We start from the raw sequence: 5,706 nt of genomic DNA on the forward strand, positions 1-5,706 counted from the left end.
GACGGCCGCTGGTCCCATGACGGCCGGGACGGGGGCCTCGGCGGTGGTGGGTCGGGCGGTGACGGCGGCTGGTCCGGCGGCGGCAACTGACCCGCTCGGGCAGAATGCGAGATGTGCGTAGTGAGGTGATCACGGTCCAGACCGGCTCCCGGCCCACCGTCCGGGACATCACCGCCGAGGCCGAGCGGTTCGTCGCCGGCCAGGGCGACGGCCTGCTGCACGTCTTCGTGCCGCACGCCACCGCCGGGCTGGCCCTCATCGAGACCGGCTCCGGCTCCGACGACGACCTGCTGCGGGCGATCGACGACCTGCTGCCCGCCGACGACCGCTGGCGGCACCGGCACGGCTCGCCCGGGCACGGGCGGGATCACGTGCTCCCCGCGTTCGTCCCGCCGTACGCGACCCTGCCGGTGGTGGACGGACGGCTGGCGCTCGGCACCTGGCAGTCGCTCTGCCTGGTGGACACCAACGGCGACAACCCCAGCCGCAAGGTCCGCTTCTCGTTCCTGCCGGGCTGACGGGGGCGCCGCCCCGCCGCGTGAGGGCGAGGTGGGTTACGCGGATCTTGGCGACGAAGGCGTCGAGGAGGGCGCGGAGGAGGGTCTCCGTGGTCTCGTCCTTGACTCCGGGGTCAGGCCCGCGGGCGCCAGCCGCTGCGCGGCCCGGATCAGCGCGGTGTTGAACGACGCGTCGCGCAGGCTGCCGGAGATGGCGAGGACGGAGACGGACCTGGTGTGCCTCCTGGTGCGAATGCCCCACGCAACTGCGTGAGCCGCTCAACCTTAGAACTAATCAATTATTGGATCGGCAAGTAGCATGTGAGGCATGGCTCAACCCACCGTTCCCACCGCCGGCCCCGACGCGGGCGACCGCTCCGGCCTGGCCGGGGACGCGGTGCGCCGGATCATGCACATCGCCTCCGCGATCCGCCACTACCAGGACGTGGAGATCTCCGAGCTGGGCCTCACCCCGGCCGTCGCCCGGGCGTTGCACGAGCTGGACCCCGACCGGCCGCTGCCCGCCCGGGACCTCGCCGAGCAGCTGCGCTGCGACCGCTCCAACGTCACCGGCCTGGTCGACAAGCTGGAGCAGGCCGGCCTGGTGGAGCGGCGGGTCGACCCCGCCGACCGGCGGCAGAAGACGCTGGTCGTGACCGAGGCCGGCCGGCGGATGCGGGACCGGGTGCACCAGGTGATGTCCGATTCGCGACTGCTCGGCGGGCTCACCAACCACGAGCTGGCCGCCCTTCGTGAGCTGGTCTGGAAGGTCTCCGACGGCGGCTGCCCGGAGCAGTGCGGCGACGAGTGAGGCCCGGCGGGCGGATCGTGTCCGAGTGGGCGCGGGGCCCCTTCGTCGGTAATGCTGTCCGACGTGACCACCCCGCAAGATCTCGACGACCGGTTCCGGGAGGCCCTGGGCGCGCTCGGCGTCCCCGCCCGGCGGCGTGACCTCGACGAGCCACTCACCGAGGGCGCGCCGCTGACGGGAGCGCAGGCGCTGGCCCTGTTCGACGCCCAGGTCACCAGTCGACTGCTGGACCTCGCCGGACGCTGGCTGCGCAGCTTCGGTGAGGGCTTCTACACCATCGGCTCCGCCGGTCACGAGGGCAACGCGGCGGTGGCCGCCGCCCTCCGGCCCACCGATCCCGCCCTCCTGCACTACCGCTCCGGCGCCTTCTACTGCCTCCGGGCCGCCCAGGCCGCCGGGACCGTCCCGGCCGGCCAAGTGGCCGACGGCCCGGGGACCGGTCCCGGCGATGCCGGCTCGCCGGCCGGGGGCGGGTCGGCGGCCGACGCGACCGACGCCGGACCGGACGCGGCGAGCGCCGGGCGGGACGGGTTCTCCGCCTCCGACCAGTCCGGCGGCGCCGAGGCGGACGGCGCTGACCGGACCGAGCCGGACGCGGCGACCTCGGGGCGGGACCGGCTGCTCGGCGGCTCGGCCGAGCCCGACGCGGAAGGCGCCGGCCGGGCCGGAACCGACCCCGGGCGGTCGGCGGCGGAGGCCGTCGAGCCGCCGTCCGGCACCGTGGCGCCGGACCACGACCAGAACACCGGAACCCCCGACCGGACAGCCGAGGCGCCCGCCCGGGACGCCGGCGCGCCGGACCGGGACGCGGGCGCCGTCCAGGCGAGGGCCCTTCCGCTCGGCGTCGGGGTCGCGGTCGACGCCACCGGCGAGGCGGTGCTCGCCGCCCCGGCGGTCGCCGAGGACGCGTACGCCGAGGCGGCGCGGGACGTGCTGCGGGGGATGGTCGCCTCGGCCCGGGAGCCGATCGCCGGTGGCCGGCACAAGGTCTTCGGCCGGGCCGACCTGACCGTCATCCCCACCACCTCCACCATCGCCTCGCACCTGCCCCGGGCGGTCGGCATGGGGTTGGCCCTGGAACGGCTGCGACGGGTCGGCGGCGGACGCCGGGCCGGGTCCGCGCCGTCGACCGGCGAGGCGACCGGCTCGCCGTGGCCGCCGGACGCCATCGTGGTCTGCTCGTTCGGCGACGCCTCGGTGAACCACGCCAGCGCCACCGCCGCGTTCAACACCGCCGGCTGGTACGACCACACCGGCCTGCGCATCCCGGTCCTCTTCGTCTGCGAGGACAACGGCCTCGGCATCAGCGTCCGCTCACCGAAGGGCTGGGTGGCGGCGACGCTGCGCGCGAAGCCCGGGATCCGCTACTTCGCCGCGGACGGCGCCGACCCGGTCGAGGCGTACCGGGTGGCGGGGGAGGCGGCGGCCTGGGTGCGCCGGCACCGGCGGCCGGCCGTGCTGCACCTGACCACCGTGCGGCTGATGGGACACGCCGGGGCGGACGCGGAGACCGCGTACCGGAGCCCGGCGGAGATCGCCGCGGACGCCGAGCGGGACCCGCTGCTGGCCACCGCGCGGCTGCTGGTCGAGGGAGGCTTCGCCACCGGCGAGGAACTGCTGACCCGGTACGACGAGCGGGGCTGGCAGGTCCGCCGGATCGCCGAGGAGGTGCTCGACGAGCCGAAGCTCGCCTCCCCGGCCGAGGTGGTGGCGGCGCTGGCCCCCCGCCGGCCGGTACGGATCTCCCACGCCGTGGCCGACGCGGCGGCCCGGGCGGCCGGGCCGAACGCGGCCGCGCGCGCCGAGGCGTTCGGCGGCAAGCCGCCGGAGCTGGCCGGCCCGCTCACCCTGGCGCAGAGCATCAACGCGGCGCTCGCCGACGGGATGCTCGACCACCCCGGCATGGCCGTGTTCGGCGAGGACGTCGCCGCCAAGGGCGGGGTGTACGGGGTGACCAAGGGGCTGCGGGACAGGTTCGGCGCGGCCCGGGTCTTCGACACGCTCCTCGACGAGACCTCGATCCTCGGGCTGGGCCTCGGCGCGGGGATCGCCGGAATGCTGCCGGTGCCGGAGATCCAGTACCTGGCCTACCTGCACAACGCCGAGGACCAGTTGCGCGGCGAGGCCGCCACCATGCAGTTCTTCTCCGGCGGCGCGTTCCGCAACCCGATGGTGGTGCGGGTCGCCGGGCTGGCGTACCAGGAGGGGTTCGGCGGGCACTTCCACAACGACAACTCGGTGGCCGTACTGCGGGACGTGCCCGGCCTGGTGATCGCGGTGCCGGCGCGGCCGGACGACGCCGCGCCCATGCTGCGGACCTGCCTGGCCGCCGCGGCGGTGGACGGCAGCGTCTGCGTCTTCCTGGAGCCGATCGCCCTTTACCACACCCGGAACCTGTACGCCGACGGCGACGGGGAGTGGCTGGGCGAGTACGCCGAACCCGGCGCGTGGGCGGCCGGCCACGTCCCGGTGGGCCGGGCCCGGGTGTACGGGGTCGGTTCCGCCGAAGACGTCACCATCATCACCTTCGGTAACGGGGTGCGGATGTCGCTGCGGGCGGCGGCCACCCTCGCCGACGAGGGGATCGGCACCCGGGTGGTGGATCTGCGCTGGCTCGCCCCGCTGCCGGTGGCCGACATCATCCGGGAGGCCTCGGCCACCGGCCGGGTCCTGGTCGTCGACGAGACCCGCCGGTCGGGCGGGGTGGGCGAGGGGGTGATCGCCGCGCTGGTCGACGCCGGGTACGTCGGGGCGGCGCGCCGGGTGGCGGGAGTTGACTCGTTTGTACCATTAGGTCCGGCGGCGCGTCAGGTTCTGGTCTCCGAGGAAGCCATTACCCAGGGTGCCCGTACGCTGCTGGCACGGTAAATTCCGTTCCACCCGGTGCGCCACTTGCGCGGGGAGCCACAACTGTGTGGACTTGGCCCGACGGTGTCGTACGACGCCGCGAGCAGGGATGAGATGAGGAGGCACGCGACAGTGAGCGCGACCGCTGGTCAGGCCGCCGACGGGGTACGCAGCCTGGCGGACCGGTTCGGGATCGAGCCGGGGATGGTCGTCATGGAGATGGGGTACGACGACGACGTCGACCAGGATCTCCGCGACGCCCTGACCGACCGCTGTGGAGAGCTGGTCGACGAGGACACCGACGAGGTGGTCGACTCGGTGCTCGTCTGGTACCGCGACGGCGACGGTGACCTCTTCGAGCTTCTCGTCGACGCCCTCGGGCCGCTGGCCGACAACGGGGTGGTGTGGCTCCTGACGCCCAAGGCCGGGCGGGACGGCCACGTCGAGCCGAGCGAGGTCGCGGAGAGCGCGCAGACCGCCGGCCTCCAGCAGACCTCGACGGTCAACGCCGGCCTCGACTGGAGCGGCGCCCGCCTGGTGCTCCGCCGCGGGTCCAAGGCGAAGAAGTAGCCGGCCCTCCACGCCCCGGCGGCCCGCGCCACCGGGTGTGGCAGGCTGATCGTCTCCAGACTCGACCCGAGGAGCTCGCATGACCATCGAGGTTGGCGCCGAGGCGCCGGACTTCGTGCTGAAGGACCAGAACAACCAGGAGGTTCGGCTCGCCGACTTCCGCGGCAAGCGCACCGTGCTGCTGGTCTTCTACCCGCTCGCCTTCACCGGCATCTGCCAGGGTGAGCTGTGCGAGGTGCGGGACAACCTCAACGAGTACGTCAACGACGACGTCCAGGTGCTGACCGTCAGCGTCGACTCCGTCTACGCCCACAAGATCTGGGCCGACCGGGAGGGCTACCAGTTCCCGCTGCTGGCCGACTTCTGGCCGCACGGCGCGGTTGCCCAGGCGTACGGCGTGTTCAACGACGTCGCGGGCATCGCCAACCGCGGCACCTTCGTGATCGACAAGACCGGCGTGGTCCGGTTCGCGGAGATGAACATGCCGGGCGAGGCGCGCGACCAGGAGGGCTGGCGCAAGGCGCTCGCCGAGACCGTCGCCGCCTGATCCCCGAACCGGGCATACCGTTCGACCGGGCCGGTGACCGGCAGGTAGGCTTGCCAGCCACCGGCCCGCTGTACGGGCGTTCCGGGCGCGTAGCTCAGCGGGAGAGCACTCGCCTTACAAGCGAGGGGTCGCAGGTTCGAAACCTGCCGCGCCCACCACCATTGACCAGCAATGGAGCCAATCACAAGATCACGCTCGCGCGTCGCGTCGCTCGCCCCAAGGCGAGGATCCACAACACCCACCGCAACCCCGGTGAACGTTAGTGGACACCGCACTAGCGCAGTCCGCACGGCCAATTCAGGCGACCTAGTACGGCAGCCGCCAATTGCTAGCTGACCAGGGCGTAGTCGCGGTTCAGTCGTGTGCGTTGGTGGAACCAGCGTGCGCGAGCCTGGTGACGGCGTCGCCAGGTGAGCCAGCGGGTGGCATGGTCG

General features: G+C 73.6%; 5 protein-coding genes, 1 tRNA gene and 1 pseudogene. All 7 read left to right on the forward strand.

Translation table 11 applies throughout. The features are described from left to right. Positions 1–113: 113 nt before the first annotated feature. The 7 genes and pseudogenes from DKT69_RS34135 (at position 114) to DKT69_RS34165 (ending at position 5,430) form a co-directional block, all read left to right on the forward strand. Positions 114–518, forward strand: coding sequence for a YjbQ family protein (locus DKT69_RS34135; protein ID WP_201750000.1), 405 nt, complete (start codon positions 114–116; stop codon positions 516–518). Positions 519–825: 307 nt separating this feature from the next. Then, positions 826–1,308 (forward strand): MarR family winged helix-turn-helix transcriptional regulator, encoded by a 483-nt coding sequence (locus DKT69_RS34145; protein ID WP_109805526.1) that lies wholly within the window; start codon positions 826–828, stop codon positions 1,306–1,308. 51 nt (positions 1,309–1,359) lie between these two features. Then, positions 1,360–1,803: pseudogene (locus DKT69_RS41550) on the forward strand (transketolase); the annotation flags it as partial. A gap of 123 nt (positions 1,804–1,926) precedes the next feature. Next, on the forward strand, positions 1,927–4,176 hold the full coding sequence (locus tag DKT69_RS34150; protein WP_438361903.1) for a transketolase C-terminal domain-containing protein: 2,250 nt from the start codon (positions 1,927–1,929) through the stop codon (positions 4,174–4,176). A gap of 111 nt (positions 4,177–4,287) precedes the next feature. Next, a complete protein-coding gene (locus DKT69_RS34155) occupies positions 4,288–4,725 on the forward strand; it encodes a DUF3052 domain-containing protein (protein WP_109805528.1) in 438 nt (145 codons plus the stop codon). Between the two features lie 79 nt (positions 4,726–4,804). Beyond that, a complete protein-coding gene (locus tag DKT69_RS34160; RefSeq protein ID WP_109805529.1) occupies positions 4,805–5,272 on the forward strand; it encodes a peroxiredoxin in 468 nt (155 codons plus the stop codon). 83 nt (positions 5,273–5,355) lie between these two features. After that, positions 5,356–5,430, forward strand: a tRNA-Val gene (locus DKT69_RS34165). Positions 5,431–5,706 lie beyond the last annotated feature (276 nt).

It is taken from the genome of Micromonospora sicca (genome assembly GCF_003172935.1).
GTDB classification, from domain to species: domain Bacteria; phylum Actinomycetota; class Actinomycetes; order Mycobacteriales; family Micromonosporaceae; genus Micromonospora; species Micromonospora sicca.